The 23,592-nt window shown below is 64.0% G+C and carries 32 protein-coding genes; 8 read left to right on the top strand and 24 right to left on the bottom strand.

Annotation, left to right across the window (positions count from 1 at the left end; translation table 11 throughout):
* Nucleotides 1–42 precede the first annotated feature (42 nt).
* From E4S61_RS02310 to E4S61_RS02270, 9 genes are all read right to left on the bottom strand, one after another.
* The gene (locus tag E4S61_RS02310) at nucleotides 43–414 is read right to left on the bottom strand and encodes a hypothetical protein (protein ID WP_135302288.1); all 372 of its coding nucleotides are present in this window, start codon (nucleotides 412–414) and stop codon (nucleotides 43–45) included.
* A 54-nt stretch (nucleotides 415–468) separates the two neighbouring features.
* The gene (locus E4S61_RS02305; RefSeq protein ID WP_135302287.1) at nucleotides 469–1,593 is read right to left on the bottom strand and encodes a pyridoxal phosphate-dependent aminotransferase; all 1,125 of its coding nucleotides are present in this window, start codon (nucleotides 1,591–1,593) and stop codon (nucleotides 469–471) included.
* A gap of 143 nt (nucleotides 1,594–1,736) precedes the next feature.
* A complete protein-coding gene (locus E4S61_RS02300; RefSeq protein WP_135302286.1) occupies nucleotides 1,737–2,900 on the bottom strand; it encodes a thiolase family protein in 1,164 nt (387 codons plus the stop codon).
* Between the two features lie 78 nt (nucleotides 2,901–2,978).
* Complete coding sequence (locus tag E4S61_RS02295; RefSeq protein WP_135302285.1) at nucleotides 2,979–3,746, bottom strand: cytochrome b family protein; 768 nt, start codon at nucleotides 3,744–3,746, stop codon at nucleotides 2,979–2,981.
* 4 nt (nucleotides 3,747–3,750) lie between these two features.
* The gene (locus tag E4S61_RS02290; protein ID WP_135302284.1) at nucleotides 3,751–4,554 is read right to left on the bottom strand and encodes a cytochrome b; all 804 of its coding nucleotides are present in this window, start codon (nucleotides 4,552–4,554) and stop codon (nucleotides 3,751–3,753) included.
* A gap of 3 nt (nucleotides 4,555–4,557) precedes the next feature.
* Entirely contained in the window at nucleotides 4,558–5,421 is an 864-nt protein-coding gene (locus E4S61_RS02285) for a ubiquinol-cytochrome c reductase iron-sulfur subunit (RefSeq protein WP_135302283.1), read from the bottom strand.
* Nucleotides 5,421–5,846, bottom strand: a complete 426-nt coding sequence (locus E4S61_RS02280) for a DUF7318 family protein (RefSeq protein WP_135302282.1) — start codon at nucleotides 5,844–5,846, stop codon at nucleotides 5,421–5,423. The genes E4S61_RS02285 and E4S61_RS02280 overlap by 1 nt, the downstream gene beginning before the upstream one ends.
* Entirely contained in the window at nucleotides 5,846–6,532 is a 687-nt protein-coding gene (locus E4S61_RS02275) for a halocyanin domain-containing protein (RefSeq protein ID WP_135302281.1), read from the bottom strand. The genes E4S61_RS02280 and E4S61_RS02275 overlap by 1 nt, the downstream gene beginning before the upstream one ends.
* A gap of 61 nt (nucleotides 6,533–6,593) precedes the next feature.
* On the bottom strand, nucleotides 6,594–7,457 hold the full coding sequence (locus tag E4S61_RS02270; RefSeq protein ID WP_135302280.1) for a DUF7319 domain-containing protein: 864 nt from the start codon (nucleotides 7,455–7,457) through the stop codon (nucleotides 6,594–6,596).
* Nucleotides 7,458–7,543: 86 nt separating this feature from the next.
* Between E4S61_RS02270 and E4S61_RS02265 the strand changes: the two genes are divergently transcribed.
* Complete coding sequence (locus E4S61_RS02265) at nucleotides 7,544–8,026, top strand: DUF7321 family protein (RefSeq protein ID WP_135302279.1); 483 nt, start codon at nucleotides 7,544–7,546, stop codon at nucleotides 8,024–8,026.
* Nucleotides 8,027–8,482: 456 nt separating this feature from the next.
* Here E4S61_RS02265 and nth read toward each other — a convergent pair whose 3' ends face one another.
* On the bottom strand, nucleotides 8,483–9,166 hold the full coding sequence (gene nth, locus E4S61_RS02260) for an endonuclease III (protein ID WP_135302278.1): 684 nt from the start codon (nucleotides 9,164–9,166) through the stop codon (nucleotides 8,483–8,485).
* Nucleotides 9,167–9,277: 111 nt separating this feature from the next.
* Between nth and E4S61_RS02255 the strand changes: the two genes are divergently transcribed.
* The gene (locus E4S61_RS02255; protein ID WP_135302277.1) at nucleotides 9,278–9,811 is read left to right on the top strand and encodes a GNAT family N-acetyltransferase; all 534 of its coding nucleotides are present in this window, start codon (nucleotides 9,278–9,280) and stop codon (nucleotides 9,809–9,811) included.
* Here the strand turns inward: E4S61_RS02255 and E4S61_RS02250 are convergent.
* From E4S61_RS02250 to E4S61_RS02240, 3 genes are read right to left on the bottom strand one after another with little or no spacing between them, the layout of a single operon-like run.
* Nucleotides 9,808–10,272, bottom strand: coding sequence for a redoxin domain-containing protein (locus E4S61_RS02250; protein ID WP_135302276.1), 465 nt, complete (start codon nucleotides 10,270–10,272; stop codon nucleotides 9,808–9,810). The genes E4S61_RS02255 and E4S61_RS02250 overlap by 4 nt on opposite strands.
* A 51-nt stretch (nucleotides 10,273–10,323) precedes the next feature.
* Nucleotides 10,324–10,611 (bottom strand): hypothetical protein, encoded by a 288-nt coding sequence (locus E4S61_RS02245; protein ID WP_135302275.1) that lies wholly within the window; start codon nucleotides 10,609–10,611, stop codon nucleotides 10,324–10,326.
* A gap of 14 nt (nucleotides 10,612–10,625) precedes the next feature.
* Nucleotides 10,626–11,150 (bottom strand): DoxX family protein, encoded by a 525-nt coding sequence (locus tag E4S61_RS02240; protein ID WP_135302274.1) that lies wholly within the window; start codon nucleotides 11,148–11,150, stop codon nucleotides 10,626–10,628.
* A gap of 215 nt (nucleotides 11,151–11,365) precedes the next feature.
* Here E4S61_RS02240 and E4S61_RS02235 point away from each other — a divergent pair, with 215 nt between their 5' ends.
* Nucleotides 11,366–12,823 carry an RtcB family protein gene (locus E4S61_RS02235; protein WP_135302273.1) on the top strand — a complete coding sequence of 486 codons (1,458 nt, stop codon included), beginning with the start codon at nucleotides 11,366–11,368 and terminating at the stop codon, nucleotides 12,821–12,823.
* Nucleotides 12,824–12,886: 63 nt separating this feature from the next.
* Nucleotides 12,887–13,297 carry a universal stress protein gene (locus E4S61_RS02230; RefSeq protein WP_135302272.1) on the top strand — a complete coding sequence of 137 codons (411 nt, stop codon included), beginning with the start codon at nucleotides 12,887–12,889 and terminating at the stop codon, nucleotides 13,295–13,297.
* A 36-nt stretch (nucleotides 13,298–13,333) separates the two neighbouring features.
* On the opposite strand, the gene E4S61_RS02225 is transcribed toward E4S61_RS02230, so the two are convergent.
* From E4S61_RS02225 to E4S61_RS02210, 4 genes are all read right to left on the bottom strand, one after another.
* Nucleotides 13,334–13,570: a hypothetical protein gene (locus tag E4S61_RS02225; protein ID WP_135302271.1), complete on the bottom strand. Its 237-nt coding sequence runs from the start codon at nucleotides 13,568–13,570 to the stop codon at nucleotides 13,334–13,336.
* 99 nt (nucleotides 13,571–13,669) lie between these two features.
* Nucleotides 13,670–14,815: an acyl-CoA dehydrogenase family protein gene (locus tag E4S61_RS02220; RefSeq protein ID WP_135303260.1), complete on the bottom strand. Its 1,146-nt coding sequence runs from the start codon at nucleotides 14,813–14,815 to the stop codon at nucleotides 13,670–13,672.
* Nucleotides 14,816–14,856: 41 nt separating this feature from the next.
* Entirely contained in the window at nucleotides 14,857–15,210 is a 354-nt protein-coding gene (locus tag E4S61_RS02215) for a DUF7344 domain-containing protein (protein ID WP_135302270.1), read from the bottom strand.
* 60 nt (nucleotides 15,211–15,270) lie between these two features.
* Nucleotides 15,271–15,930 (bottom strand): helix-turn-helix domain-containing protein, encoded by a 660-nt coding sequence (locus E4S61_RS02210; RefSeq protein WP_135302269.1) that lies wholly within the window; start codon nucleotides 15,928–15,930, stop codon nucleotides 15,271–15,273.
* A gap of 117 nt (nucleotides 15,931–16,047) precedes the next feature.
* On the opposite strand from E4S61_RS02210, the gene E4S61_RS02205 reads away from it, so the two are divergent.
* Nucleotides 16,048–16,845, top strand: a complete 798-nt coding sequence (locus tag E4S61_RS02205) for an RIO1 family regulatory kinase/ATPase domain-containing protein (RefSeq protein WP_135302268.1) — start codon at nucleotides 16,048–16,050, stop codon at nucleotides 16,843–16,845.
* Between the two features lie 216 nt (nucleotides 16,846–17,061).
* Nucleotides 17,062–17,592 (top strand): hypothetical protein, encoded by a 531-nt coding sequence (locus E4S61_RS02200; protein ID WP_135302267.1) that lies wholly within the window; start codon nucleotides 17,062–17,064, stop codon nucleotides 17,590–17,592.
* 92 nt (nucleotides 17,593–17,684) lie between these two features.
* Here the strand turns inward: E4S61_RS02200 and E4S61_RS02195 are convergent, their stop codons facing one another.
* The 7 genes from E4S61_RS02195 to E4S61_RS02165 all read right to left on the bottom strand — a co-directional run bounded on the left by E4S61_RS02195 (nucleotide 17,685) and on the right by E4S61_RS02165 (nucleotide 22,847).
* Nucleotides 17,685–18,590 carry a DMT family transporter gene (locus tag E4S61_RS02195; RefSeq protein WP_135302266.1) on the bottom strand — a complete coding sequence of 302 codons (906 nt, stop codon included), beginning with the start codon at nucleotides 18,588–18,590 and terminating at the stop codon, nucleotides 17,685–17,687.
* Nucleotides 18,590–19,138 carry an NAD(P)/FAD-dependent oxidoreductase gene (locus E4S61_RS02190; RefSeq protein ID WP_135302265.1) on the bottom strand — a complete coding sequence of 183 codons (549 nt, stop codon included), beginning with the start codon at nucleotides 19,136–19,138 and terminating at the stop codon, nucleotides 18,590–18,592. The genes E4S61_RS02195 and E4S61_RS02190 overlap by 1 nt, the downstream gene beginning before the upstream one ends.
* Nucleotides 19,139–19,223: 85 nt before the next feature.
* On the bottom strand, nucleotides 19,224–19,715 hold the full coding sequence (locus E4S61_RS02185) for an SRPBCC family protein (protein ID WP_135302264.1): 492 nt from the start codon (nucleotides 19,713–19,715) through the stop codon (nucleotides 19,224–19,226).
* Between the two features lie 77 nt (nucleotides 19,716–19,792).
* The gene (locus E4S61_RS02180; protein ID WP_135302263.1) at nucleotides 19,793–21,049 is read right to left on the bottom strand and encodes a Glu/Leu/Phe/Val family dehydrogenase; all 1,257 of its coding nucleotides are present in this window, start codon (nucleotides 21,047–21,049) and stop codon (nucleotides 19,793–19,795) included.
* 61 nt (nucleotides 21,050–21,110) lie between these two features.
* Complete coding sequence (locus E4S61_RS02175) at nucleotides 21,111–21,509, bottom strand: PPOX class F420-dependent oxidoreductase (RefSeq protein ID WP_135302262.1); 399 nt, start codon at nucleotides 21,507–21,509, stop codon at nucleotides 21,111–21,113.
* A 41-nt stretch (nucleotides 21,510–21,550) separates the two neighbouring features.
* Complete coding sequence (locus tag E4S61_RS02170; RefSeq protein ID WP_135302261.1) at nucleotides 21,551–22,384, bottom strand: HpcH/HpaI aldolase/citrate lyase family protein; 834 nt, start codon at nucleotides 22,382–22,384, stop codon at nucleotides 21,551–21,553.
* A 52-nt stretch (nucleotides 22,385–22,436) separates the two neighbouring features.
* On the bottom strand, nucleotides 22,437–22,847 hold the full coding sequence (locus tag E4S61_RS02165) for a hypothetical protein (RefSeq protein WP_135302260.1): 411 nt from the start codon (nucleotides 22,845–22,847) through the stop codon (nucleotides 22,437–22,439).
* Nucleotides 22,848–22,892: 45 nt separating this feature from the next.
* Between E4S61_RS02165 and E4S61_RS25165 the strand changes: the two genes are divergently transcribed.
* Nucleotides 22,893–23,051, top strand: coding sequence for a hypothetical protein (locus tag E4S61_RS25165; protein ID WP_167768388.1), 159 nt, complete (start codon nucleotides 22,893–22,895; stop codon nucleotides 23,049–23,051).
* An 82-nt stretch (nucleotides 23,052–23,133) separates the two neighbouring features.
* Nucleotides 23,134–23,583: a MaoC family dehydratase gene (locus E4S61_RS02160; protein ID WP_135302259.1), complete on the top strand. Its 450-nt coding sequence runs from the start codon at nucleotides 23,134–23,136 to the stop codon at nucleotides 23,581–23,583.
* Nucleotides 23,584–23,592 lie beyond the last annotated feature (9 nt).

The following is a 23,592-nucleotide window of genomic DNA, read 5'->3' as shown; positions in this document are numbered from 1 at the left end:
CGACTGAAAAACTCTCGCAGGATACCCCTCGCTAGGAGCGAACTACTGCCAGTTGTCCCTGTCTAAGACGAACTGCGAGATGTGGGAGGCGAGTTCGCGGGCGGCCGCTTCCGTCGGCGCGTGGAGTTCCCCCGACACCGGACCGGCCTCGCCGCCGACGCCTTCGGTCTCGGAGATCGGGTCGGTACCGGTCGGATAGGGCCGCCGCGAGCGAACCCGGTCGCGTAACTGCTGGACGGTTGACGGTGAGAGCTGTCGGTCGAGATGCTGGAGGTCGTACTTGACGATGTGGCCGCGGGTCGCGTCCCGGACGGCAATGACGGGTTGCCCGCGTTCGGCACACCGGTGCCAGATGGCCCGTTGCTCGTCGGCTGTCTCGTAGACCGGGACGTTCGACGGCGCGAGGTGTTTCATCACGTGCGACTACGGACCCGACGAACATGACGCTTCGCCGCGCCTCGGTTCGGATTACGACTTCACGGCGGCCGTCGCTTCGGCCATGATGTCGATGGCCTCTTTCAACGTCTCCATGTCCGTCGCGTAGGAGATGCGGGCGTAGCCGTCGCCGTTCTCGCCGAAGGCGTCACCTGGAACGACGATGACGCCACGGTCGATGACTTCCTCGACCCAACCATCGGGCACCTTCGGCATCGCGTAGAACGCGCCCTTCGGTGTCGGACACGCCAGTCCCATCTCCTCGAAGCCGTCGAGGAGGACGTCGCGGCGCTGCTGGAAGGCCTCGCGCATCTCGGCGACCTGTTCCTGCGGCCCGGTGAGTGCGGCTTCGGCAGCGTACTGGGCGGGCGCGGAGGCACAGGCCTGTGCGTACTGGTGGACGCGCAACATTCGCTCGATTCGCTCGTTCGACCCGGTGACCCAACCGAGTCGCCACCCAGTCATCGAATAGGCCTTCGAGCAGGCGTTGACGACGACGACGCTGCCCGTCTCGTCGAACGCCGCCGGCGAGCGGTGCTCTCCCTCGAACACCTGCTTCTCGTACACCTCGTCAGAGATGCAGAGCACGTCGTGTTCAGCGGCGATGCGCGCGAACTCACGCATGTCCGAGGGCGACTGCACCGCGCCGGTAGGGTTGGCCGGCGAGTTGACGACGAACGCTGCGGTGTCGTCGGTGATGGCGTCCTCGACGGCTCCCGGATCCATCGTCAGGTCATCTCGCAACCCGACCGGTTTCGGCGTCCCACCGGCGAGGTGGGTCAGCGCCTCGTAGGAGACGAAGCCAGGGTCTGGGAAGAGTACTTCCTCACCTTCGTTCACGTGGGCCTCTAGCGCGATGTGCAGCGCCTCGCTTCCGCCGGAGGTGGCGATGACGTCGTTCGGGTCGACGTCGAAGTCGTTGTCTCGGGCGTGCTTCTCGGCGATGGCCTCGCGCAGCGACTCGGTTCCCGTATTCGACGTGTAGGCGTCGGCGTCGCCGGCGCGGATGGCCGTGACGGCGGCCTCGCGGGCGTGGTCCGGTGTCGGAAAGTCCGGTTGGCCCAGTCCGAGGTTGATGGCGTCCTCGCCGGCGGCCTCGAACACCTCGCGGATGCCCGAAATCGACACCTGTTCGACGCGTGTGGAGAATGCTGGCATACCTTCGCAGGCGCGTGCCGTCCCGATAATGCTCCCGATTTCTGCGTTCGGCGAGCAGTCGCCGCCGGGCGAGACTACCGAATTAGTGACATCGCTATTGCGCCCCCACCGCCGACGCTCACTCCCGTCGCCGCCAGGCGAGACTACCGGACCAACGACATCGCTATTGCGCCCCCGCCGCCGACGCTCATCCCCACTACACCCCTGTCCAAATCCTCGCGCTCCATCGCGTAGACGAGCGTCGTCGCGAGGATGCCACCGCTCGCGCCGATGGGGTGGCCGAGCGCCACCGCGCCGCCCAGCGGGTTGTGTTTCTCCGGCGGGATGTCGAGTTCGTCGGCGACGTACACCATCTGGGCGGCGAAGGCCTCGTTGAGTTCGAAGTGATCCACGTCTGCGACCGCAAGGTCGTTCTCGTCGAGCAGTTTCGAGACGGCGTCACAGACGGCCAGCGAGAACTCCGCGGGGTCGCGGTAGGCGACGGCGTAGTCCTCGACGTGTGCCATCGGTCCCATCCCCGCGGCGTCGGCCGCCTCCGCGTCGGCGAGCAACACCGCCCCCGCGCCGTCGGCGAGTTTCGAGGCGTTGCCCGCCGTTATCGTCCCGTCATCGCCGAACGCCGGCGGGAGTTTCGCCAACTGCTCGACGGTCGTCTCGGGGCGTGGCCCCTCGTCTTCGGTGACGAGATGATCGCCCACGTCGACGGGCACTATCTCCCGCTCGAAAACGCCCTCCTCGACGGCGTCGGCGGCGCGGTGGTTGCTCCGCCGGGCGTACTCGTCCTGCGCCTCTCTGGAGATGTCGAAGCGCTCAGCGATACGGTCCGTGAGCGTTCCCATATGGGCGTCGTAGTTCTTGTCCCACAGCGAGTCGTGTATCATCGCGTCCACGAGCGTCGTGTCCCCGTGACGGCGGCCGCCGCGCATCTCGCGGACGAGGTACGGCGCGTTCGACATCGACTCCATCCCGCCAGCGAGACACACCGAGGCCCGTCCCGCATCGATGCGGTCGACGGCGTTCACGATGGCCCGGAGGCCGGACCCGGACGCCTCGTTGGTCGTCGTCGCCGGGCAGTCGTCGGGCAACGGTGAGTCGACGACGACCTGTCGCGCGGGCACCTGTCCGACGCCCGCTTGGACGGCGTTGCCGAGACAGACCCAGTCGGGGACAGCGTGGTCGACGCCGGTACGGTCCAGTAGCCCTTCGACGGCGGCCCGCCCGAGCGCCGTCGTCGAACGCTCCGAGAGTTTCCCGAGCAGGGCACCGTGTGCAGTGCGAGCGCCGTCTACCACGACCACATCAGTCATATAAGAGAAGTGACGCTGAGGCTACAATACTGTTGGCCTGCGGACTCGCAACGAATCGCGGCGAAAAATCGAATACCGTTACTTCGGCGGCCTGAGCCGGTAGTATCGGCGATTAAGGTCGAACATGTATCCCTCGCGCATCGTCTTCAACACCGCGTAGGTGATGGTCGCGGAGACGATGGGGACGAGGAACGTCAGATCGAACAGCAGGTTCGAGTCCATCGGAACGAGGTTCTTGATGGACAGCGCTGCGATAGTGAAGCTGAAGATGACGCCGGACATCCCGACGGCCGCCCAGAACGGCTGTTCGACCGGACGGCGTGCAGAGCCCTTGTTGAGGAAGGGAACGATAGCGACGAAGCCGACGACGACCACGTTCGCCAACACACCGTAGGTCCGGTCGGCCATCAACTTCTGCCCGCCCAGAATGCTCAAGTCGGGATTGAGCGGGCCGAGTTTTAGCAGGCCGAACGACCAGTAGAGGTACCAGTCCGGCAGGATAATGGCGGGCGTCACGCCCGAGTTCGCCGGGTTCGGCATCTCCGGTGGGAGCGCCGCCGAGAGGAACAGGATCATGCCGACGAAGAAGCTCGTCAGCGCGAGGTTCCGTATCATCTCGTGGGGCCAAGCCGGGAACCCGAGCACGTCGCGTTCGACGTAATCGGATTGCTGGCGCAGGTCTTGGTCCTCGCGTCGCGCTCGCTCGAAGTACTCGTAGGTGAGCCGTGAGAGGCCCTGTTTGCGTTGCTTGCGCTCGGACCACGTCGGCGTCTCGTCGTCAGGTGCGACGATCCCGCCGCCCGAGCCGTCTGTGCGAACGTCGTCGTCGGTGTCGTTTTCGCTCATGGTATCAGTGTGGTTCCGCGATGCCCTGCATCCAGACGATGCCGATGTGGACGGCGACGAGTGCCGTCGTGATGAACGGCAGGAAGAACACGTGCAGGATGTACATCCGTTGTAGCGTGGACTGTGAGAGGGTGAAGCCGCCGAACAGTAGCTGTGCGACCCACTCGCCGATGAGCGGGATGGACAGCGACATCTCGACGCCGATCTGGCCGGCCCAGAACGACAGCTGACTCCACGGAAGCAGGTAGCCCGTGTACCCGAACACGAGTGTCAGTGAGATGAGGATGATGCCGATGAGCCAGTTGAGTTCGCGGGGTTCCTTGTACGCGCCTGTGAAGTAGACACGGAGCATGTGCAGGAACACCGCGGCGACCATCACCTGCGCGGCCCAGCGGTGGACCGAACGCAGGAAGTAGCCGAGGTTAAGCTGGCCCATGATTATCATCACCGAGTCGTACGCTATGGTCGGCGTCCCGTCGGCGGCCGCGGCGGCTGGGGCGTAGTAAAAGCCGAGCAACGCGCCGGAGATGGCGGCGACGATGTACGCGATGGTCGAAAAGGACCCCAGCGCGTACAGCGGGTACCAGTACCAGAACTTGTTGTCGAGGTTGTACTGCTCGGTGTGGCTCTTCGGCATCTGCATGTTGACCTTGTAATAGAGGTCCTCTAGCAGTTCCAGGTAGTCGACGACCCGGAGCCGTTTGTCGAGCCAGATGAGCGTGGTCAGGTAGATGGATTCGAGCGGCGACAGCTCGCGCGATTCCATCCAGCCGTTGTGGTCGTGTTCGTCTTTGCGTTCGAGACTCATTGTCTACTCTTCCTGTGGGGGTCGCGGGAGCGCGACGAACTGCTTTCTGACCGGGCTGAACGGGTCGTACACCGATTGGTGGCACTGACAGTAGATCATGTTCGCGGCACCGAAGTTTGCGCTTCCGGCCTGCGTCTTGAACCCGGGGACACAACAGAAGTGCGTACACTTGTTCAGCCAGGCGATGAACCCGTTCTGGGTGGCTTCAGAGATGAAGCTCTGAATGTCGCCCGAAAGCTCGCTGTACTTCCCTTCACCGTTAGCCATTTTCTCGACTTCGACCGAGCGGATGATCTGAATTGGGACGCCTTCCTCTCCGCCGTCGGAACGCCACGTCGCGCCAGCCGGCTTCCCGACACCGGCGTTCCCGATGCCGTTGCCCCACTCTTTGTAGTCGTCGAACATATCGACGGTGAGGGGTTCGCCTGCACTGATCTCGCTCTGCCACTCGAAACTTCCCGGACTGTTGAGGAAGGTGTTGGTTCGCTCTGCCTGCGGGTAGATACCCGGCGAACTCTGGATGCCGCAGTACTGGAACCAGGCCGAGGAGTAGTCGATGCCACTCCCGCCAAAGTCCTGCGCGATAGCGACGCCCTCTTCTTCGCTGAATTCGGGCCAGACACCCGTTAGTTCGCCCCCTTCGATGGTGATGGGGATGATGGGCATCCCGCGCGGTGCGGGGCCATCGACGTTCTCGACGGCAACGAAGTTGGTCGTCCCGCCACCTTCCCCAGCGGCGTCCGTGGTGGCGCTGACGGCTGCGGCACCACCGACGCCGACGCTGGAGAGCGCGGCGCTTCCGACGACACCCTTTACGAAGCGTCGGCGGCCGGTTTCGGCTGGATACTTGTCTTCGTCTAGTGGCATTATTTTTTGTAGTAGTAGGGGTAGACTGCGCGTTTGATCGACTCAACGAGTTCGCCGCTGTCGCCGCCCATCGTCGTACCGTCGACTTCGTCCTGGCGGACGTAGAGGTCCTCCCACTTGCGGCGGCGCTTTTTGACGATCATCACGTCGGGGAGGAACTCCTTGCGATACAGGAGCATGACGAACGCCAGGTCGAGGAAGATGACGGTCAAGACGCCGCCGAGGAACATGTTGGCCTCGATGAGACGCACCGTCAGGGTCGTCCCGATTCCGGACGCCCATCCGGTGAGCATCCCGTAGGTGAACAATCCGACGAGGACGATCTGGATGAGGGTCAACAGGACGATTCCCACTGCCGCGGCAGTGCTCTCGCGTGGCGGTTCGTAGCGGTGGATATCACCGTACGTGGATCCTTCCGAGGCCATCAGTTGTTCCCTCCGCTGGTGTGCGGGGATTCACCGTATTTCAGCTGGAAGAACGTGAAGATGAGGGGGATGATGACCGCTAGCCCCGCGCCGAAGCCGACGAAGTGGGGCTGGATCGGCACACCGGCCTCGTGGGGGTTAACCTCCTGAACTCCGCCGCCGACGGTCGTCGTGGGGTAATCCGACCCGACGACGATGGCACCTTTCATCCCGTTGCCCTGGTGGGGGCTACAGTAGTATTTGTAGATACCGTCTTCCTCGAAGGTGTACTCGTAGTTGACCCCGGAACTGGACGTTGCACTCCCCGAATCCAGCGGGCCATCGCCCTGGGAGACGACGTTGTGGCCGCCGCCTTCCCCGGTCCATTCCCAAAGAACTTTCGCGCCGTTGTCGACGTGGACTGCGGGCGGGCCGAACCCGAAGGCACCGCCGTTGGCTTGGGTCCCGACCTCTACGGTGACCTCGCTGTTGCCGGTCTGATCGACCGTACTCCCGGGGCCGGAGTAGTTACCGACGTTACTGAACCAGTTGCCGTAATCCGGAGCTGTGTTGCCGCCGCCACCGCTCGAACCGTTGCCGCCGCCACCGCCACCCTCTTCTTGGGCAGCGGCCGTGCCGGCGGTCCCCAGGGTCGCCGCAGCGCCTGCGGCACCCCCTGCAGTCCGGACGAACTCCCGCCTGTTCATGTACGTCCGAGACTCAGAACTGTGTTTGTATAAACCCACCGGATACCGCCTGCAGGCACCGTCATACACCGACTTCGTCGGTCTCGTCGCTCTCCGTGTGGTCCCGTCCGTTCTGGGTGTCGAGTTCGGGAACGAAGTCGGGTCGCTCGCCGTCTTCGAGACCGACCGCTCTGAGCCGGTCGCGATACTCCTCGGCGCGGAACTTATCGGAGAGACGTGCGTTGGCGACGGTGAAAAAGAGGATGAGCGCGATGCCGATGAACGCGATACCGGCGACGAACAGCGCGACGATGTTCGTTCCTGGCCCGCCGAGGACACCTGCGACGGCGAGCATCCCGCCGATCAGCAGGACGATGCCAGCGAGCAACTGCGCGCCGGCGATGACCTGCAACATCCAGTTGCCCAGCTCGCCACCGCCCTCCGCAACTGCCTCGGGATCGGGAAGCGGGTTGTCGGGCACCGCCTCGGGCACCTCGTAGGAGTCCATCGACGCGAGCGCGATGGTCGGTTTCACGTCTCGCAGCACCGTCCCTTCTCCCTCGACGCTGCCGTCGGGATAGACGATGGCGTACCCCTCGTCGGAGTACGCCAACACTCGCGGCGGTTCGCGGTGGCGCTCGACGCGGGCGAAGACGTCCCGGTTCGCCACGCGGTTGCGCAGGTCGCGCGCGACGCGGTCGAGCAGTTCCTCGCCGGTGATCCAGGACTCGTCGTCGAAGGCGACGTCCCACTCCTCGGCGGTCATCTCCGCCATATCGGCCGGGCCGAAGTCGTCGAAGTCGTACTTCTCCTCGACTTGCTTTCGGAGTGCCTCGGTGTCGAGACTCTCACCGAGCCCGTCCTCCGTCGCCGAGGCGGCGGCCGACTCTCGGCCGGGGTCCTCGTCGGCGTCCGCCGCGGATGACGTCGAGTCGGTATCTGCCATCGTGCCTACTTGGATTTCCTCGGCCTTACACCTTCTGACCGACCGCATCCGGCACGTTTTAGCGCGTCGTGTCCTAACGAGCGGCTATGGTGTCGGATGGGTTGGTCGCCACAGTCGCGCTCGTGTCGGTAACGCTGAGTCTGCCCTGCTTTCTCTACGGCGCGTACTACATAATCGAGACCGAGCCGGTCACCTGGGGCGTCCTGATGCACCACCTGAAGTTCGTCGTCACGGGACTGGTCCTGACGACGATCCCGATGCTGTTCTGGATGGCTCCGCGCCTCGTCGACCAGCTGGGCGGCCTCTCGGCGGTCCACGCCTACCTCGGCTTACAGGCGTACGCACTCCTTCTCTTCGGCGGCACCGGCATCGTCCGGATCTTCAGGGCGAAGCGCGAACACGACCTCTACAACGACTACGACGAGGACCTGCTGATGGACGAGATCGGCGGCGAGCGGATGAGCCACTGGCGCTCGCGCCTGCGTATCGGCGTCTTCGGCTACGTCATCTTCTGGATACTGGCCTACCTCGTCGGCGTGGCTCGGTTCGTCCTTCGGTACGTGCTGTGACGGCCTCACCAAAATCTCGGGGGGTGAGTCGCGTTCCGAGCAGTAGGAGAGAGTACATGGGAATGGTAGCGATACGACCACGATGTTGGCGCTCGGTGTCGGGACAGTCGCGCTCGTGAAGGGGACTGGCGTGGCCGTTACCCCCTCTCTCGCGTTGGCACGACATTTCGACATCTCCGAGAACCTCGTCAAGATGTTTGTCCTCTCGGCCGGCACGAACCTCACCGAAATCGGCACGCACCTCGTTGCGTCGTTCGGTGTCCTCGGCGGTTGGAGTACGCCGTCGCCTCGGGAACGGTCCTCGGCTCGAATATGGGCGCATCGACGGCCCACCGGTCTTCCTGAGGGATGTGTCGTTCGTCGGCTACGGCCGCTATAGGCCGACGCGAGGGCGGGACCATGCTCGTTCTGTCCCTCGGCTACGCCACGGGCCGTCTCGTCACCTTCCCGGGCTAATCACCACGGGTCGCCGCTAGCGAGGTCTATTTCGCTGTCTCCCTTTTCGGACGGACAGATATCGGCCAGCACGCACTCGCCGCACTCGGCCGTGCGCGCGCCACACACTGCGCGACCGTGGTCGATGAGCAGGTGCGTGAACTGCTGCCACTCCGTCTCGGGGACGACATCTACGAGGTCCTGTTCGATGGCCTCGGGACGCTCCTCCTCGGTCAGCCCGAGACGCCGCGAGAGGCGCTGGACGTGGGTGTCGACGACGATACCCTCGACGACGTCGTGGCCGTGCTGGAGGACGACGTTGGCCGTCTTGCGGCCGACACCGGGACACTCGGTCAGTTCCGCCATCGTATCGGGGACCTCGCCGTCGTGTTCGCCGACGATCTTCTCGCCGATACCCTTGAGATAGCCGCCCTTGTTATTGTGGAAGGTGATGCCGTAGATGTCCTCGGCCAGTTGCTCTTCGCTAGCCTCAGCGTAGTCCTCGGGCGTCTGGTACTTCTCGAACAACTCGGCGGTCACTTCGTTGACGCGCTCGTCGGTACACTGTGCCGAGAGGACGACAGCGACCAATAGCTCCAATCGGTTCGAGTAGTTCAAGGATATGGTCGAATCGGGGTACTCCTCGTGGAGTCGGTCGACGACTTCCTCGGCCTGTTCTTCGCGGCTCTCCAACATCGTTCCCATGCCACGACGGCGGAGTGGGACCGCCTTTGGCCTATCGTTCCCGACGACCTGGATGAGAATGTGTACCACCCCGTCGAAACGCTATTGTCAGTCGGTTGAATGTATCGGCGTATGCCCGGTCCGATCTTCCTCCGCGGCGAGCGAGTGACGCTCAACGTCATCGGCGACGACGACGTGCCGTTCCTCTACGAGACGATCAACGACCCCGAGGTCCGCGCCGGACTCTCGTTCGCCCGCCCGAAGACCGAGCGGGCGGAGCGCGAGTGGGTCGAGTCGGTCACCGACCCCGACGCCGACGACGTCCACTTCTTGATCTGCGACGACGGCGACTCGATTGGGACGGTCGGCTTGCGGAACCTCGATACGCGTACCGGCAACGCCGAAATCGGCTGCTATCTCACTCCCGACGCGTGGGGGAAGGGGCACGCCACCGACGCGGTGCAGGCGCTCCTCGACCACGCGTTCGAGCAGCTCCGCCTCCACAGGGTCCATGCGCGGGCCGTCACCGACAACGAGGGCTCGAAGCGAGTGTTGGAGAAAGTCGGCTTCGAACGTGAAGGCGTCATGCGCGAGCACTGGTATCGCGACGGGGACTACCAGGACGTCCACGTCTACGGACTGCTCGCCGACGAGTGGCGAGGTTAGAGCGATTCGACAGCGTCCAGCACCGGAGAGAGGTCCGGTGGGTCGCCGTCCGGTGCGTCTCGGTCGTCGGCCCACGCGAACCGCACCCGGCACCGCCCGTCGACGAGAAACGCCGACCGGCGGGTGGTTCCGTCGGGGCGCTGGACGCCGAACTGCGCGTCGATACCGTGGTGGTCGACCAACAGCGGAAACGGAAGGCCGAGTTCCGTAGCGAACGCCCGATGGTCGTCCAGATTACCGGGTGCGACGCCGAAGACGGCGATAGCGTCGGTCAGCGTCCCCCAGTCGGTGTCCCGCAGCGCTTCGAGGTAGGCCGTACAGGCCGGCGAGAAATCCTCGGTGTAGAACGCGACCAGCACGGGTGCTCGACCCGCTGCCGCGGAGAGGCGGTAGGCGCCGCTCTCCTCGCCTGCGGTGCCATTTAAGTCGAAATCCGGTGCCGGGTCGCCTGCATCGAGCATATCCGACGAGAGACGCGGCGACGAGAAAAGTGTCGGGGGCGTGGCGTCGTCTCAGTCGGCCATCGTCTCGTGGCGGTTCGCCACGTCAGTCTCGTCTGCCGGGGTCGCTATCCGGTAGGCCGCGTACAGCCCCAGGACGACCAGCCCGGCGATGACGAGACCGGTCCGGATGGTCGGGTCGACCATCGGCGTCGCCACGATCTCGCCGGCCTCGTTCGTCACCGGGGCTGCCCCGAAGGGCGCGCCGGCCAGCATCTCCACGATTCCGAGTCCAACGATGCCCAGCAGCATCAGTCCGCCGCTCAATGCCATGGCCGCCTTGTCGATGATGGTAGTCATGTTTTGTCACCTCGTCAGCCGAGTATGTAGCGGAGTTTGGGATGGCGCTCCACCAACGCCAGCTTCTCGATGATCGCGTCGAGGCCGTAGTACCGGCCGGCACCGACGACCATCACCGTCACGAACAGGAGCAGGCCCATCAGGTCGCTGTTGACCAGGCCGTGCCCGAACCCCGCGTTGCCGACCCAGAATAGGGTCATGAAGATGACCCCGCCGAAGGCTGCCAGTCGGGTGAACGCGCCCACCATGAGCGCCAGTCCGATGAGCGTCTCGAACAGCGGGACGCCCGGCGCGATGAGCCACGCGAGGTTGTTCCCCATCCAGACCGGGATGGGGCCCAGCGCGGTGCCAGTCATCTGCTGCATGTAGGCCGGTCCGTAGGTGAAGGCCAGCCCGTCCTCGATGAGCTTGGTCACGCCGGCGTGGAAGAACCACCATCCGGTGACCACTCGCAGGAACGCCAGCCAGTACGCCGTCAGCGGTCCGTCCAGCCCGAGTTCGAACTCGTCGGCCAGGGGGTTGGTTGCTTGATAGGACATCGTTACCTCACATGTGTATCTCCGACCGAGACGTGCATATAAACAGGAGTGCGTTCCCACGAACTGAAAATGGCCCTACGAGGGGAGAGAGGGCAATTATAGGCAATTATTCGGATAGGTGTGTTCGGCTCCGGACTTATATCCGTGGGGGTGTGTGCGACGGCGCGACGCCCCACCGTGAGCTTCAAACCTCGCTCCCGAGTACCCACGACAGAATGGCACTGGAACTGCCCGGCGAGTACACGACGGCGCGCGTGATGGTCGAAGACGAATCACTGGTCGAGGCGGGTTGTCTCGACCAGATACAGTCGCTCGTCGACCACCCGGCCTTCACCGAACCCGTCCGAGTGATGCCCGACACGCACTGGGGTGCGGGCGCGCCAATCGGCTTCACGATGCCGCTCGGCGACCGGATCGTCCCCAACATCGTCGGCGTCGACGTCGGCTGCGGGATGGCGGCGACGAACCTCGGCGGCTCGCTGCCCCTCGAAGACGGAGAGCGAGAGCGCCGCGTCCGCGAGGCGGTTCCGATGGGGCGGTCGGTCCACGACTACGACGACGCCCCCCACCTCGTCTCCGAGTTCCCGTTCGACCGAGCCAACGAGGTGTTCGAGGGGTTCGACGACGCCTTCGAAGCGCGGTTCGGCGAGCGCGTCGACCCGATCGAGTTCGACTTCGGGGGCTACGACGGCGAGTATTTCGAATCGCTGTGTGAGCGAGTGCTGGCCGATCAGCGACAGGGGATGGGCCACGTCATCCAGAGCGCCGGGACGCTCGGCGGCGGCAACCACTTCGTGGAGTTCGCCTGCGCACGCGAGAGCGGCGACTACTGGCTCGTCATCCACAGCGGCTCCCGGTATTTAGGAAAATCCGTCGCCGAGTTCTGGCAGTCGAAGGCCACCGACCGGCGGGCTATCGGCTCCATTCGCGAGGAGGTTCCCGAGGAGTACGCCGACTACCTGAAGTTCGACCCCGAGACGGTCAGCGATAGCGACCTCTACGAGTGGGTCACCGGCGGCAAGGGCGAGTCGCACGTCGAGAAGGACCGTCTGCGCCGGGAACTCGATGGAAAGGACATCGAGGACGCCTTCGACGCGCTCGGGTCGCTCGGCCCGCACGTCGGCGACGACACCGAGCGAGACAGCGACCTCGACTGGCTCGAAGGGCGAGAGGCCCACGGCTACTACGTCGACATGTTGTTCGCCCAGCAGTACGCCCGCTGGAACCGCGAGCTGATGAGCGACGCTATCTGTGCGGCGCTGGGTATCGACCCCGTCGAGCGATTTCAGTCGATCCACAACTACATCGATTTCAGAGACCTGACCATCCGCAAGGGAGCGACGCCCGCCCGCGAGGGCCAGCGGCTCGTCGTCCCGTTCAACATGGCCGAGGGGTCGGTTCTCGCCCGCGGGAAAGGCAACGAGGAGTTCCACCGGACCGCCCCGCACGGCGCGGGGAGAGTGATGAGTCGCGGGAAGGCTCACGACGTGGTCGCCATGGACGAGTTCGCCGACGCGATGGCCGACGTCTACTCCGAGTCCGTCGTCGAGAGCGTCCGCGACGAAGCGCCGATGGCGTACAAGGACGCCGAGAAGATCGTCGCGGCGCTGGAACCCACCGCCGAGATAGTCGATTGGCTCGACGCCGTCCACAACCTGAAGGCCACGTCGTAACCGTTCGAGGCCGAAATTCTTCGGGCGGAAATCGCTATATCGGCGGGAACCGTTGGACCGTGTATGACCATCCTCGTGGCCATCGACGACGACCACACGTCCGAGGGGGTTCTCGACACCGCCATCAGACTCGGTCGCGGACTGGACGAAGAACTGTACATCGTCCACTTGGTGAGCGAGGAGTTCGCGGACGCGGACGCCAAACAGGTGCGAGACGAGATCCGAGAGCGCCTCGTCGACGAGGCCGTGGTCGGGACCGTCTCGCTCGAACACGTCGGTCGGTCGGGACCGCGCCCGGGGACCCGCGTCGGCCACGAGCTACTGGAGGTGGCCGCCGACGTCGATATCACCCACATCGTCATGGGCCACGAGTCAAAGGGGCTCGCCGGCCGATTGGCATCGGGGAACGCCGCCTTCGCCGTCGTGGACGCGGCAAACGTGCCGGTCACTATCGTTCCGAACAACGGGGAGTGAGAGACAGAGTGGAGCGTGAGCGGCCGTGACGCCGCGTCAGTCCTCGGCGACGACGCCGGCGAGGCGGTCCAACCCGAGCGTCGCGAGGAAGAACACCACGCCGACGTACAGCAGCGACACCGGGTCGGCCGCGACCCGGGTGACGACGCTGTTGCCGTACCCGATAGCTGATGTGAGAAACCCGAAGAGAGAGGTGGTCCAGCCCACGCCCGTGAATCCGGCGAGTTGGTCGAGGGTGTCTTCGTCCGGTAGCGGCAGCACGTCCAGACCCATGCGCTGTCAGGCCGTGCCTCGACGCATAGGCTTTCTGGTCGGAGCGTTCGGTGAGTAGTGAACGGACGAACGTGGGACGTATCCGGTGACTATCCGTACTCAGAGACCGAGTTCGCGGCCGAGGACCAACCGCTGAATCTCGCTGGTCCCCTCGCCGATCTCCATCAGTTTCGCGTCGCGATAGAACCGCTGGGGCGCGAAGTCGGTGGTGTAACCGTAGCCACCCAGCACCTGCACGGCGTCTTCGGCGACCTCGCGGCAGATTTCGCTGGCGTCGAGTTTCGCCAGCGCGGCGAGGCGGGTGAGGTCGTCGGTGTCACCCGCGTCGTAGGCCGCCGCAGCCTTGTGGGTGAGCAGCCGAGCGCGCTCTATCTTGCGGTCCATCTCGACGATCTTGTCCCGCACCGCGTCGAACTTCGAGATGGGTTGATCGAACTGCTCGCGTTCGGTGGCGTAGGATTTGGCGGCTTCGTATGCGCCCTGTGCCAACCCGACCGAGAGCGCGGCGATGGAGATGCGCCCGCCGTTCAGCGTCCGCTTGGTCTGGTCCCAGCCGTCGCCCTCCTCGCCGAGCAAGCGGTCTTCGGGAATCCGGCAGTCGTCGAACTGGAGTTCGCAGGTCGGCGAGGCATTCAGCCCCATCTTCTCCCACACCGTCGTCACCTCCCAGCCGTCGTCCTCGGGCGAGACGATAAAGGTAGAGATGCCGTCATAGCCCGCGCCAGGGTTCGTGACGGCCTTGACGAGGATAGAACCGGCGACGTTCGCGTTCGTGATGAACTGCTTAGTGCCGTTCAAGACGTATTCACCACCGTCTCGCACTGCCGTGGTGTCCATGTCGCTGGCATCGCTGCCGCTCCCGGGTTCGGTCAGCGCCCACGACCCGAGATGGTCGCCCCGCGCGAGCGGTTCGAGCCATCGCTCTCGCTGGGCGTCGGTGCCGAACGACTCGATCGGTTTCGAACCGAGCGAGACGTGCGCCGCGTACGAGAGACCAATCGAACCCGAGACGCGGCCCAGTTCCTCACAGACCAGCGCATACATCAACTGGTCGCCGCCCAGTCCGCTCCACTCTTCGTCGATGGGGACGCCCATCACGTCCAGTTGCCCGAGTTCGTCGAACACCTCGGCGGGGAACCGGTGTTCGTCCTCGATGTCCTGTGCAATCGGGGCGATTTCGTTCTCGCAGAAGTCCCGCACCGAGTCGCGCATCAGTCGGTGCTCGTCCGGGAGGTCGAACTCCATAGCGTCGTCTACGCGCTCTGCCATCAAATACCATGTGGGACTCACTCGTCCGTAAGCGGCTTCAACAGCCACTCGTCGGGTAGTTCGTCCCGATGCTCGTGTAACAATCGGAGAATCGGAGCGATTTGCTCCCAGTCGGGGCCTTTCGAGATTTCGCCCGACTCTCGGTCCCACTCGATAAATCCCGAGTCGGCGAGCTTCGGGAGATGGACATGGCGCAGAGTGACACGCGTAACTTCGGGATCGTCTTCCGTCTCGCTCTCTCGCAGGAGGTTGAGTGGGTCGATATCGTCGTCGTTCTGTGGGTTGGCAGTGAACAAGGCGAGCAATAGCTGGCGGCGATACCGGTTTGCGAAGGCCTCGAACACACGGCTATCGGGTGGCCGACTATCCATAGTAGGGGCTACCAGTCACCGATTGTTGGGCGCTATCGTTGACCAATCAACCCCTTTTTGTCATTCGTACATCTCGTCCGACGAGAGCAGCACTCCTCGAAGTATCTTCTCGTTGCCGTGCCGGATTCGAGTCGAAACTGCTTGGCGACTAATACCCAGTTCCTCGGCTAACTCGCCGAGGCTCGTTTCGCTGGGTGTCTCGAAGTAGCCTCGGTCAAGCGCGAGAACGAGCGCCTCGCGCTGTTCTTGCGAGAGGTCGAACCGATGGCCGCGCTCGGTCGTCTCGGTCAGCGTGTACGTTCGTTCGACGGTAATCGGAATGTCGTGCTTGATGACGTAGTTGTGAAACACCGTGAGCCGCTCGTGGTCAGGAAATCGTAACCGGAACACCCACTCTCCGTCGCCGTGGGCTTCGAGAATTACTGCGTCCGCCTTAGAGATTCCCTCGATCAGGTCCGTCGGAAATTCCGTCCATACGATTCGGTACAGTTTGCTCTCGTCGAGGGAATCTAGTTCGACGAACTCGCGAACTCTGACGTGAGAGCGCACCATCTTCGCGAATGTGTCGTGGTCGTCGCCGGTCGCCCAGATGAAAGGCATGACCATGTCCCCGGTCGGAACGATTCGTTCGAGTTCGAGGTGCATATCCGGCGAACCCGACAGAACTTCGCCAAGTTGGAATTCCGCGGCGGGAATCGAGAACTCGAGGATGACGCTCATGCTCTCACTTGGACGGCTACGAACGTAGCAGTTTCTCCGTCGCGGCCCCATCCCGCGTCTCGGAGACGATGGTACCGGACACAAGCGCTATCCGCCGCCCTCCCCTCGTCCTATCCAATGGCGTTTCGTCGGTTCCTCCGCGGGACAGTCCCGTGGGAGCAACTGGAAGGTGTCGCTCGCGCGGTGCTCAACCGCTACGGCGAGTCGTCTGGCCGCATCGTCTTTCTGGAGGCGGACAACTGGCTCTCGACGCCGTTCGTCGTCGAGGACCGCTGGTTCGTCAAACTCATCACCCAACAGAACTCGCTGGTCCACGCGCTGTTGACCACCGGACGGAACATCGGCGCGTTCTCTTCGGGCACCGAGGGCTTTTTCGAGCACTTCGGGACCCCCGCCCAGATGGCCCAGCACGAACTCGAAGCGACCGAGCGGATGCGGGAGTTAGGCGTGAACGCGCCCGAACCCATCGAAGCGTTCGAGCACAACGGGATGGGCGTGCTCGTCTTCGAGTACCTGCAGGATTTCGCCACGCTCGACGACCTGCCGCCCGAGGCCGTCGAACGCCACGCGCCGACGGTGTTCGACTACCTCCACCGGATGCACGAGGACGGCCTCGCCCACGGCGACTTTCGCTCTGAGAACGTCCTCGTCGCCGACGACGAACTGTACTTCATCGACGCGACCAGCGTCCGCGAGGAGGCCATCGCCGACGCACGGGCCTACGACATCGCTTGTGCACTGGGCGCGCTGGAACCGCTCGTCGGCGCGCACACGGCAGTCGACGCGGCGGCCCGGCAGTACACCGCCGAGGAACTGCTCGACGCCGACGAGTTCTTAGACTTCGTCAACATCCGCCCGGACCATGACTTCGACGCGGGGGCCATCCGAGGCGCTATCGAACAGTACGCTAGCTGAGTGAGTTAGCGGACAAGCGGTTTTGACTACGGCACAACCAGCCAGAAAGCCCCGGCCAGTTACGGCACCGATAGATGAACGAAATGAGCCTGTCGAAACCTTGTTTGCTCAGTATAGTCTGGTATTCACCATAGCCCGAGTGAATTCTCCAGTATCTGGGTTTCCAGAACTACAAGCGTGGAAGCATTTATTTGAGTGGTATAGTAACCGTAGAATATGATTTCCCGACGAGCGGTTCTGGCCTCCGGAGTCGGACTCTGTTCCTCCCTTAGCGGTTGCCTCACGAACCTAGAAATTGCGAAAACTGGGTACTTGCAGTTCAAAATCGTCGAAGTCGAGTGGCGTCACGATGGTGAGCGCTACCGTGACAACATCTTTTACGCTGGATATGATGGCGAGACCAAGCCAGATTGTCGCGTCGCTGAAGAGTACCAAACCATCGCGGCTTCGGTCGCTGACGTACAAATCACGGATGAACTAATTGACCGTCTTGAATCGACGTTCGACGACGTACGATACGTCATCGGTTTCTGCTGGGCGAATGGAGAGTGTCGCAATCCAACGGCGACACGCGAGGAATTCAACCGTGTGCAGTTCGGTGATCGCGCGGAAATTGTTTTCGACCATCCGGGTCTACATATCATTGACGTATACGAGGACGAACAAGCCACTCTCGCCGGATGGGATGAACTGAACACCGTAGATTTCAGTTCCCGGCATGCCGAGCACGGGGCCCCGATCGCGTAGTAGCTTGGTATTAAGTTAGCATATTTACTGAACAGCTGGTTCCATCTTTTTGGCTGAAAATATCACCCTATCTGAGAAGTTGTAGACACCTTCTACGTGCTGCTACTGACCCTGGCCCGGGAACGCGCGGTGACGCCGATCCCCGTGAGGACCACGACGCCGCCGGCGAGCGTCCACGTCCCCGGAACTTCAGATAGCAAGAGAAAGGCCAGCAGCGCGCTCCCGACGGGTTCGCCGAGCAGCGAGACGCTCACGAGACTGGATTCGAGGTGGCCGAGTGCCCAGTTGAGGACCGTGTGACCGAACACGCCCGGGCCGACGGCCATCAGGAAGAACAGGACCCACTCGCGGGGCTGGTAGTCGACGAGGGGGTGGCCGCCGGCGAAGACGAACGCAAACAGGCAGACCGCGGCGACAGCGTAGACGACGGTGACGTACGGAAACAGCGGGAACCGCTGGCGGAGCGACCGCCCGGCGACCACGTAGGCGGCGGCCATCACACCCCCGAGGAGCGCCAGCGCGTTGCCGTACAGCGGTCGCGGGCCGACGCCGCCGCCCAGCAGCTCGCTGAGTGACATCACGACGATGCCGCCAACGGCCAGTAGGATGCCGACCGTCGTCCCGCGGGTGATTCGCTCGTCGAGCAACGCCCACGCGCCGACGGCGACGAATAGGGGTTGGGACTGCACGAGCGTCACCGAGGCGGCGACGCTGGTCCACGCGAGGCTCTCGAACCACGCGGCGAAGTGGACTGCGAGGGCAACGCCGGTCGCCGCGGCCGCCAGCAGGTCCCGGTGCGCGAGTTTCGAAAACGCGTCGGGATCGCGCCAGAGAGCGAGCGGGACTACCAAGAGCGTCGTCATCGCCACGCGGTAGAAGGCCGCGACGCTGGCCGGCGCGTTGCTCGCCCGGACGAGGATGGCGCTCGTACTGACCGCGAGAACCGCGACGACGAGGCCGACCCACGGGTCGAAGTCCGCGAAGCCGGTGTCGGTCACTACGCGTCGTCCGGAACGTCGAAGTCGTGGAAGTGCTCGCCCTCCTCCTTCGAGAGGATGTCGAGGGCGGCCGCGCCGCCATCGCCGGCGGAGATGATGGCCTGCCACTCCTGGTCGCGGCACATCGCGCCGGTGGCGTAGGCGTCCTCGACGCTAGTCTCCATCGAGACGTTCACGTCGACCACGTCACCGTCGAACTCACAACCCAGTTCCTCGGCGAGTCCGCGGTCCGCGCCGGTCGCCAACACCAGATACGGCGCTTCGACGTCCTCGCCGTCGACGGTGGCGACGAAGCTATCGCCGTCTTCTTCGACCCCAGTCACTTCACCATCGCGGAGGTCGACGCCGAATTCCTCGACCTGATCGCGGGCGTCTTCCATGAACTCGGAGCCGTCCATCGAGTCGATGCCGAGGTAGTTGAACAGGTGGGCCTTGTGCATCCACGTCTCGTCGGTGTCATAGACGACGGTGTCCAGCCCGTTCTTTGCGGTGAACAGTGCAGCGCTCAGACCGGCGGGACCACCACCGACGACGAGTACGTCCGTCATGGGCGCTACTGGGTCCCACTGTCGGATAAAGCCACGGCTGTGTCGGCTTTTTACACGACCGATTCGGCGGTGCGAACGCCGCCGCTCAGCCTTCCAGTAGCGCTTTGGTCCGCTGGTGACGGTACCGAAACACCGGCTCCATCCCGAGGAAACCGACCGGCCCCACCGCGCGGCCGAAGGGACCGCCCGGAAGCTCGTACTCGACGCGGTCGTGAACGATGGTCGCGTCGTCGCCGTCAGCCCGGAACCGATGGGTGTGCTCCCACTTCGGGAACGGCCCGTCTCGCATCACGTCGCGGAACACGGCGTTGCCCTCGTCTTCGTCGAACTGACGCTCGACGATCTCCGAGACCCACCGCTGGCGCGGACCGACACCGAATGGGCGGGCCGTGGAAATGATTATCGACCCGGTTTCGAGCACTTCGGGGTTCGGGTCGTCGTCGGGCCCACGCGTCTCCTCGACGCGGAGGTGCATCCAATCGGGGGTGAGAGCCACGAGGCCGTCGCTCGTGGAATGAAACGCCCAGACCTCGGAGAGCGGCGCAGACACGCGGACCTCTCGCTCGAAGACGACCATATCTACCCTTTCGGACGACGAAGGCAAAATACCCGTGGCCGCCATCGTTCGAGACGAGGCGGCGATTGCGCCCGATTTCAGGGCCAGATGCCACTTTGTTCGGCGGCGGTGGCGACTCGCTCGATGGCGACGACGTACATCGCGGTGCGGAAACTCGGCGCGTCGGTGTTCTCGTAGGTGGAGACGAGTTCATCGAACGCGTCCGTGATTATCCGTTCGAGTTCGTCGTTGACGCGCTGTTCGTTCCAGTAGAAGCGCTGACGATTCTGGACCCACTCGAAGTACGAGACGGTGACGCCGCCGGCGTTGGCGAGGATGTCGGGGAAGACGGAGACCTCCCGCTCTGTCATCACGTCGTCGGCCTCCGGCGTCAGCGGGCCGTTGGCGGCCTCCACGACGACGTCCGCTTGTACTTCCTCCGCGAGGTCACCGTCGATGGCGTTTTCGAGCGCCGCCGGAATCAGCAGGTCGACGTCCATCGTCAGCAGTTCCTCGTTAGAGAGTTCCTCGCTCGCGCCTTCGTACCCCGAGAGCGAGCCGGTCTCTATCTTGTGGTCTTTCGCCGCGCTGGTGTCGAGGCCGTCGGCGTCGTACACCGCGCCCGAGGAATCCGAGACGGCGACGACGTTCGCGCCGAGGTCCTCGACGAGTTTCGCTGCGACTGAGCCGGCATTCCCGTAGCCCTGTACGGCGACGGTCGCGCCCTCGATGTCCTTCCCGAGATAGTCGAACGCCTCGCGGGTCGTGAGCATCACCGAGCGCCCGGTGGCCTCCACCCGACCGAGGCTCCCGCCGGAATCTTTCGCCTTCCCCGTGACGACGCCGGGTTCGGTCGTGTTCTCTAGGGTCTCGTAGGTGTCCTTGATCCAGTTCATCTCGCGCTGGCCGGTGTTGACATCCGGCGCGGGGATGTCACGGTCTTCGCCGATAAGCGGGCGGAGTTCCTTGGCAAACGACCGGGTAATACGCTCCATCTCGTCGGCGGAGTACTCGCCTGGGTCGAGCCTGATACCGCCCTTACCGCCGCCGTAGGGGATGCCGACGGCGGCGCACTTGTAGACCATCCATCCGGAGAGGGCTTTCACTTCGTCGCGGGAGACCTGCGGATGGTAGCGAACACCGCCCTTGTAGGGGCCGCGGTCGCCGTTGAACTGTGACCGGAACGCCTTGACCACCTCGATAGAGCCATCGTCCATCTCGATAGAGAGGTTCGTCTCCAAGACGCGCTCGGGGTGTTTCAATCGGTCGAGCACGTCCGGCGAGTACTCGAGATAGGCGGCGGCGTCGTCGATTTGCTCCTGCAAACTCTCGAAGGGATTTACCTCGTCCGACATGGTCTAGCAGTGGCGGACGGGCAGGAAAAGGATACCGCCGTCGGTGGCAGGCAGGGTGCGTCTACCCGCCGGTAAACACCTCGTCGGCGCGGATACGAAGGATGATTCGCTCGCTCTCGATGGGTTGGGGATACTCGTCTTCGCCCATGTATCGCTTCGCCAGTTCGTCGATGTGCTCGCGTGCGCCTTCCGTCGTTACTTCGTCGACTTCTCCCGTTATCGAGAGGAACCGATACGGGTTCTCGGGGTCGGTCATGCTCGCCGCGACGGTCGGGTCCGTCTCGACGTTCTTCGCCTTGCGTCGGTGGCGCTCAGTGTTCACCAACAGTCGGTCGTCCTCGGCATCGTAGTCGACCCAGACCGGCATCGAGTGCGGCCGACCGTCGGGCAGCATGGTCACGACGTGGGCGAACGTCGACTTCTCGAACAAGTCGTGATATTTCTCAGGTATCGATGGCACACGACATATGTCGGCCCGCGTGGGTTTAGCTCCTCTGGCGCTCACTCGCTGCCGGCGTTCGCCCGCTCTAGGACCCGTTCAGCCTGTCGAATCTGCGGGGCGTCGATCATCTCGCCGTCGACGACGAAGACGCCACCGCTCGACTCGTCGCGCGCCGAGAGGATGCGTTCGGCCCACTCCACCCGCGCGGGCGTCGGGGTGAACACCTCGTTGATGATGGTCGCTTGCGCGGGATGGATGGCGAGTTTCCCGTCGTACCCCAACTGAAGCGCGCGTTTCGCTTCCCGTTGGAGTCCCTCGTCGTCGGTGTAGGAGGGAAAATGTGTGTCGATGGGCGTCACGTTCGCGGCCCGCGCTGCGAGGACGACGTGCTGGCGCGCGTGTTCGACTTCACTGCTCGCTTCGGTTCGCGTCGCGCCGATGTCGCCGGCGAGGTCCTCGGCTCCGAACACCAGCGCTTCGACGCCCTCGGCGGCGGCGATGCCCTCCGCGTGGAGGATGCCCGCCGCCGACTCGACGAGGGCGAGTATCGGACACGCGACGCCCGCGTCAGCTAACAGCTCCGCGAGCTGTCGCACGTCGTCGGCGTCTCGGGTCTTCGGGAGCATCACGCTGTCCGGGGTCGGGCCGTCGAGGATGACGGCGAGGTCCTCGGCCGCGCCCGCACCGACCGGGTTGACGCGGACGCAGACCTCGCAGTCGGCCGGGAACACGTCCGAGAGTGCGTCGCGGACGATTTCGCGGGCCGCAGCTTTCTGGTCGGGGACCACGGCGTCTTCGAGGTCGAAAACCACTACGTCGGCGTCCGTCTCCGGGGCCTTTCGGAGTTTCCCGGCGTCGTCGCCGGGCGAAAAGAGGATACTTCGACGGGGCATGGTCTCTCGTAGGCGGTCCCGGTCCCTAAGTATCGGCGCTTGCAATCTCACTTCAATCGTCTCGCTGCCCGATTCGCCATCCAGATACCTCACCGGCGTAGACGGCTTGGAGCGCCACCAGCACCGCGAGGGCGAGCATCCCACCGCCGCAAAAGCTCGTGACGAGGTGGGCCGGGACGTCGACCATCGGTGCGACGAACCAGACAGCGACCGCGAAGAGGACGATACCGACAGCACGGCCGGCCGGTCCGAGTGCTGGTACCCGAGCACTGATGCGCTCGCTGAGCGTCGAATGAGCGACAGGTCCCGCTACGACCACGACGATTCCAATACCGGCCGCGAGTGCTGTCCACGAGATCGTATCGAGTCCGGAGAACGTGAGAGATAGCCACACCACGGCGAGGACAGTCACGATAACGTCGTCCCACGTCGGCGGGCTGTCGGGGAGCCAGTCTGATACCATCGTGGCTATACCCATATCCCCTAATTTACATTTTATTCGTATTGAATGTTTCTACATCCTGGGCTGCATTCATCCCGTCGTAACGAGGGCGCTGACGCCGCCGACCAGCCAGACGCTACAGGCCAGTCCAGCCGACAACCCCACGTTATCGGCGTCTCGCTGGGACTGGCGACGGTTCCGGCGGCGCTCGCGGCGACGACGTAGAGACCGCTGACGAGGCTGAGGGGGGGATACCGAACGGCATCACTCGGGGCCACTTAAGGGCCCGGCGCGTGTTCCCGTCGGTATGACCGGCCTGTACTACGAGGAGTTCGAGGAAGGCGAGACGATTCGTCACGGGAAACGGCGGACAGTGAGCGAGAGCGACAACCAGCGGTTCTGTGACCTGACGATGAACCAGCAGCCGCTCCACTTGGACGCCGAGTTCGCCAGTGAGACGCAGTTCGGCGAGCGACTGGTCAACGGACTCTACACGATGTCGCTTGCGGTGGGCCTGACGATTCCGGACACGACTGACGGCACCATCGTCGCCAACCTCTCCTACGACGGCGTAGAACATCCCGCGCCGGTGTTCCACGGCGATACGATTCGCGCCGAGACGACGGTGACCGAAAAGCGCCTCACGAGCGACGGGGACCGCGGCGTCGTCACGATGCAGGTAGACGTCTACAAGCAGGACGACACGCTCGTCTGTACGTTCGAGCGAACTGCGCTGGTCGAACTGAAACCGGAGTGACCGTGGCGG

It is taken from the genome of Haloarcula amylovorans, from assembly GCF_004681185.1.
GTDB classification, from domain to species: Archaea; Halobacteriota; Halobacteria; order Halobacteriales; family Haloarculaceae; genus Haloarcula; species Haloarcula amylovorans.
The sequence above is the reverse complement of the archived record's forward strand: the minus strand, read 5'-3'. Positions and strand labels throughout refer to the sequence as shown.

Excerpts from the sequence above, each read along its gene's own strand:
- E4S61_RS02180 (WP_135302263.1), bottom strand. The coding sequence starts at position 21,049 with ATGTCGGACGAGGTAAATCCCTTCGAGAGTTTGCAGGAGCAAATCGAC.
- E4S61_RS02220 (WP_135303260.1), bottom strand. The coding sequence starts at position 14,815 with ATGGAGTTCGACCTCCCGGACGAGCACCGACTGATGCGCGACTCGGTG.
- E4S61_RS02255 (WP_135302277.1), top strand. The coding sequence starts at position 9,278 with ATGCCCGGTCCGATCTTCCTCCGCGGCGAGCGAGTGACGCTCAACGTC.
- E4S61_RS02295 (WP_135302285.1), bottom strand. The coding sequence starts at position 3,746 with ATGAGCGAAAACGACACCGACGACGACGTTCGCACAGACGGCTCGGGC.
- E4S61_RS02285 (WP_135302283.1), bottom strand. The coding sequence starts at position 5,421 with ATGCCACTAGACGAAGACAAGTATCCAGCCGAAACCGGCCGCCGACGC.
- E4S61_RS02165 (WP_135302260.1), bottom strand. The coding sequence starts at position 22,847 with ATGGTATCAGACTGGCTCCCCGACAGCCCGCCGACGTGGGACGACGTT.
- E4S61_RS02210 (WP_135302269.1), bottom strand. The coding sequence starts at position 15,930 with ATGAGCGTCATCCTCGAGTTCTCGATTCCCGCCGCGGAATTCCAACTT.
- E4S61_RS02160 (WP_135302259.1), top strand. The coding sequence starts at position 23,134 with ATGACCGGCCTGTACTACGAGGAGTTCGAGGAAGGCGAGACGATTCGT.
- E4S61_RS02290 (WP_135302284.1), bottom strand. The coding sequence starts at position 4,554 with ATGAGTCTCGAACGCAAAGACGAACACGACCACAACGGCTGGATGGAA.
- E4S61_RS02185 (WP_135302264.1), bottom strand. The coding sequence starts at position 19,715 with ATGGTCGTCTTCGAGCGAGAGGTCCGCGTGTCTGCGCCGCTCTCCGAG.
- E4S61_RS02245 (WP_135302275.1), bottom strand. The coding sequence starts at position 10,611 with ATGACTACCATCATCGACAAGGCGGCCATGGCATTGAGCGGCGGACTG.
- E4S61_RS02200 (WP_135302267.1), top strand. The coding sequence starts at position 17,062 with ATGATTTCCCGACGAGCGGTTCTGGCCTCCGGAGTCGGACTCTGTTCC.
- E4S61_RS02300 (WP_135302286.1), bottom strand. The coding sequence starts at position 2,900 with ATGACTGATGTGGTCGTGGTAGACGGCGCTCGCACTGCACACGGTGCC.
- E4S61_RS02205 (WP_135302268.1), top strand. The coding sequence starts at position 16,048 with ATGGCGTTTCGTCGGTTCCTCCGCGGGACAGTCCCGTGGGAGCAACTG.
- E4S61_RS02265 (WP_135302279.1), top strand. The coding sequence starts at position 7,544 with ATGGTGTCGGATGGGTTGGTCGCCACAGTCGCGCTCGTGTCGGTAACG.
- E4S61_RS02170 (WP_135302261.1), bottom strand. The coding sequence starts at position 22,384 with ATGCCCCGTCGAAGTATCCTCTTTTCGCCCGGCGACGACGCCGGGAAA.
- E4S61_RS02270 (WP_135302280.1), bottom strand. The coding sequence starts at position 7,457 with ATGGCAGATACCGACTCGACGTCATCCGCGGCGGACGCCGACGAGGAC.
- E4S61_RS02305 (WP_135302287.1), bottom strand. The coding sequence starts at position 1,593 with ATGCCAGCATTCTCCACACGCGTCGAACAGGTGTCGATTTCGGGCATC.
- E4S61_RS02310 (WP_135302288.1), bottom strand. The coding sequence starts at position 414 with ATGAAACACCTCGCGCCGTCGAACGTCCCGGTCTACGAGACAGCCGAC.
- E4S61_RS02225 (WP_135302271.1), bottom strand. The coding sequence starts at position 13,570 with ATGGGTCTGGACGTGCTGCCGCTACCGGACGAAGACACCCTCGACCAA.
- E4S61_RS02240 (WP_135302274.1), bottom strand. The coding sequence starts at position 11,150 with ATGTCCTATCAAGCAACCAACCCCCTGGCCGACGAGTTCGAACTCGGG.
- E4S61_RS02235 (WP_135302273.1), top strand. The coding sequence starts at position 11,366 with ATGGCACTGGAACTGCCCGGCGAGTACACGACGGCGCGCGTGATGGTC.
- E4S61_RS25165 (WP_167768388.1), top strand. The coding sequence starts at position 22,893 with ATGTTTCTACATCCTGGGCTGCATTCATCCCGTCGTAACGAGGGCGCT.
- E4S61_RS02250 (WP_135302276.1), bottom strand. The coding sequence starts at position 10,272 with ATGCTCGATGCAGGCGACCCGGCACCGGATTTCGACTTAAATGGCACC.
- E4S61_RS02190 (WP_135302265.1), bottom strand. The coding sequence starts at position 19,138 with ATGACGGACGTACTCGTCGTCGGTGGTGGTCCCGCCGGTCTGAGCGCT.
- E4S61_RS02275 (WP_135302281.1), bottom strand. The coding sequence starts at position 6,532 with ATGAACAGGCGGGAGTTCGTCCGGACTGCAGGGGGTGCCGCAGGCGCT.
- E4S61_RS02215 (WP_135302270.1), bottom strand. The coding sequence starts at position 15,210 with ATGGATAGTCGGCCACCCGATAGCCGTGTGTTCGAGGCCTTCGCAAAC.
- nth (WP_135302278.1), bottom strand. The coding sequence starts at position 9,166 with ATGGGAACGATGTTGGAGAGCCGCGAAGAACAGGCCGAGGAAGTCGTC.
- E4S61_RS02280 (WP_135302282.1), bottom strand. The coding sequence starts at position 5,846 with ATGGCCTCGGAAGGATCCACGTACGGTGATATCCACCGCTACGAACCG.
- E4S61_RS02230 (WP_135302272.1), top strand. The coding sequence starts at position 12,887 with ATGACCATCCTCGTGGCCATCGACGACGACCACACGTCCGAGGGGGTT.